The sequence below is a fragment of the Dickeya zeae NCPPB 2538 genome (assembly GCF_000406165.1).
Taxonomy (GTDB): Bacteria; Pseudomonadota; Gammaproteobacteria; order Enterobacterales; family Enterobacteriaceae; genus Dickeya; species Dickeya zeae.
The window spans coordinates 1-3054 of the sequence record NZ_AOOF01000041.1; the positions used below are offsets into that span (position 1 = coordinate 1).

General features: G+C 53.0%; 1 rRNA gene. It reads left to right on the forward strand.

The features are described from left to right. Positions 1-120 precede the first annotated feature (120 nt). A 23S ribosomal RNA gene (locus DZE2538_RS00005) occupies positions 121-3026 on the forward strand. The last annotated feature ends 28 nt before the right edge of the window (positions 3027-3054 follow it).

Here is a 3054-nt window from a genome sequence, read left to right on the forward strand (position 1 = left end):
TCTGCTCTTTAACAATCCGGAACAAGCTGAATAATTTGAAACGACGGCATGTGAATGCGAATTCATGTGTTGTTGGAGTCTCTCAAAATACTCATATCCCGAGACACTTTCGGGTTGTGAGGTTAAGCGACTAAGCGTACACGGTGGATGCCTAGGCAGTCAGAGGCGATGAAGGGCGTGCTAATCTGCGAAAAGCGTCGGCAAGGTGATATGAACCGTTATACCCGACGATACCCGAATGGGGAAACCCAGTGTGTTTCGACACACTATCATTAACTGAATCCATAGGTTAATGAGGCGAACCGGGGGAACTGAAACATCTCAGTACCCCGAGGAAAAGAAATCAACCGAGATTCCCCCAGTAGCGGCGAGCGAACGGGGAGGAGCCCAGAACCTGAATCGGCTTGTGTGTCAGTGGAAGCGTCTGGAAAGGCGCACGATACAGGGTGACAGTCCCGTACACGAAGATGCACAAATCGTGAGTTCGATGAGTAGGGCGGGACACGTGGTATCCTGTCTGAACATGGGGGGACCATCCTCCAAGGCTAAATACTCCTGACTGACCGATAGTGAACCAGTACCGTGAGGGAAAGGCGAAAAGAACCCCGGCGAGGGGAGTGAAATAGAACCTGAAACCGTGTACGTACAAGCAGTGGGAGCACCTTTTAGGTGTGACTGCGTACCTTTTGTATAATGGGTCAGCGACTTATATTCTGTAGCAAGGTTAACCGAATAGGGGAGCCGCAGGGAAACCGAGTCTTAACTGGGCGTCTAGTTGCAGGGTATAGACCCGAAACCCGGTGATCTAGCCATGGGCAGGTTGAAGGTTGGGTAACACTAACTGGAGGACCGAACCGACTAATGTTGAAAAATTAGCGGATGACTTGTGGCTGGGGGTGAAAGGCCAATCAAACCGGGAGATAGCTGGTTCTCCCCGAAAGCTATTTAGGTAGCGCCTCGTGAACTCATCTTCGGGGGTAGAGCACTGTTTCGGCTAGGGGGCCATCCCGGCTTACCAACCCGATGCAAACTGCGAATACCGAAGAATGTTATCACGGGAGACACACGGCGGGTGCTAACGTCCGTCGTGAAGAGGGAAACAACCCAGACCGCCAGCTAAGGTCCCAAAGTCATGGTTAAGTGGGAAACGATGTGGGAAGGCCCAGACAGCCAGGATGTTGGCTTAGAAGCAGCCATCATTTAAAGAAAGCGTAATAGCTCACTGGTCGAGTCGGCCTGCGCGGAAGATGTAACGGGGCTAAAACCATGCACCGAAGCTGCGGCAGCGACACTATGTGTTGTTGGGTAGGGGAGCGTTCTGTAAGCCTGTGAAGGTGGCCTGTGAGGGCTGCTGGAGGTATCAGAAGTGCGAATGCTGACATAAGTAACGATAATGCGGGTGAAAAACCCGCACGCCGGAAGACCAAGGGTTCCTGTCCAACGTTAATCGGGGCAGGGTGAGTCGACCCCTAAGGCGAGGCTGAAAAGCGTAGTCGATGGGAAACAGGTTAATATTCCTGTACTTGGTGTTACTGCGAAGGGGGGACGGAGAAGGCTATGTCATCCGGGCGACGGTTGTCCCGGTTTAAGCGTGAAGGTGGGTGGACCAGGCAAATCCGGTCTGCTGTTAACACTGAGGCGTGATGACGAGGCACTACGGTGCTGAAGTGACAGATGCCCTGCTTCCAGGAAAAGCCTCTAAGCATCAGGTAACATTGAATCGTACCCCAAACCGACACAGGTGGTCAGGTAGAGAATACTCAGGCGCTTGAGAGAACTCGGGTGAAGGAACTAGGCAAAATGGTGCCGTAACTTCGGGAGAAGGCACGCTCTTGTGGGTGAAGTCCCTCGCGGATGGAGCTGACGAGAGTCGCAGATACCAGCTGGCTGCAACTGTTTAATAAAAACACAGCACTGTGCAAACACGAAAGTGGACGTATACGGTGTGACGCCTGCCCGGTGCCGGAAGGTTAATTGATGGGGTTATCCGTAAGGAGAAGCTCTTGATCGAAGCCCCGGTAAACGGCGGCCGTAACTATAACGGTCCTAAGGTAGCGAAATTCCTTGTCGGGTAAGTTCCGACCTGCACGAATGGCGTAATGATGGCCAGGCTGTCTCCACCCGAGACTCAGTGAAATTGAACTCGCTGTGAAGATGCAGTGTACCCGCGGCAAGACGGAAAGACCCCGTGAACCTTTACTATAGCTTGACACTGAACCTTGAGCCTTGATGTGTAGGATAGGTGGGAGGCTTTGAAGTGTGGACGCCAGTCTGCATGGAGCCAACCTTGAAATACCACCCTTTAATGTTTGATGTTCTAACCTGGGCCCGTAATCCGGGCTGGGGACAGTGTCTGGTGGGTAGTTTGACTGGGGCGGTCTCCTCCCAAAGAGTAACGGAGGAGCACGAAGGTTAGCTAATCCTGGTCGGACATCAGGAGGTTAGTGCAAAGGCATAAGCTAGCTTGACTGCGAGAGTGACGGCTCGAGCAGGTGCGAAAGCAGGTCTTAGTGATCCGGTGGTTCTGAATGGAAGGGCCATCGCTCAACGGATAAAAGGTACTCCGGGGATAACAGGCTGATACCGCCCAAGAGTTCATATCGACGGCGGTGTTTGGCACCTCGATGTCGGCTCATCACATCCTGGGGCTGAAGTAGGTCCCAAGGGTATGGCTGTTCGCCATTTAAAGTGGTACGCGAGCTGGGTTTAGAACGTCGTGAGACAGTTCGGTCCCTATCTGCCGTGGGCGTTGGAAGATTGAGGGGGGTTGCTCCTAGTACGAGAGGACCGGAGTGAACGCACCGCTGGTGTTCGGGTTGTCATGCCAATGGCACTGCCCGGTAGCTACGTGCGGAAGAGATAACCGCTGAAAGCATCTAAGCGGGAAACTTGCCCCGAGATGAGTCTTCCCTGGGAACTTGATTCCCCTGAAGGGACGTTCGAGACGAGGACGTTGATAGGCTGGGTGTGTAAGCGTAGCGATACGTTGAGCTAACCAGTACTAATGACCCGAGAGGCTTAACCTTACAACACCGAAGGTGTTTTGGTGAGAGA